The following is a 428-nucleotide window of genomic DNA, read 5'->3' as shown; positions in this document are numbered from 1 at the left end:
ACCGATAACAGCCAAGGCTGACTTTGAAGTAAGGTTCCTGCAACGTTTTTAATTTCGTCAATATGATTAGACACAAAAGTGTCACCCAACCAGGCTACACCCAGCACACAAATACACGCCGACATGCCAGACTTAAATGTTGATGCGTTAGAAATTTTACTGGCATCTAAACGGCAAAACCACGTTATTGCTGCTGCGGCAGAGAGCATAAACAACATAATAGCCACATCGCGCGACAGCACTGGATGTGTAATTAAGCCCACTTTGTCAGATATCGCAGTGGCATAAGACATCACCGCCACTATCGCAATCAAGAATATGGCCACCGATCGCTTAGCACCCGGTAATAACGTGACTTGAGTTTCACCACGGGTTTTCACCAATCCGCTGGCTAAACGCTGTTGATAGATAGGATCTTGTGCTAACGG

1 protein-coding gene is annotated in these 428 nt (G+C 45.8%); it reads right to left on the bottom strand.

What is annotated here, in order from left to right; all coding sequences use genetic code 11:
* On the bottom strand, window positions 1-428 hold a 428-nt coding region (locus tag AAEZ00_RS20645), incomplete at both ends, for an anaerobic C4-dicarboxylate transporter family protein (protein WP_351089745.1).

The sequence above is a fragment of the Shewanella sp. S1-49-MNA-CIBAN-0167 genome, assembly GCF_040310145.1.
In the GTDB taxonomy this organism is placed as follows: domain Bacteria; phylum Pseudomonadota; class Gammaproteobacteria; order Enterobacterales; family Shewanellaceae; genus Shewanella; species Shewanella psychromarinicola.
The sequence above is the reverse complement of the archived record's forward strand: the minus strand, read 5'-3'. Positions and strand labels throughout refer to the sequence as shown.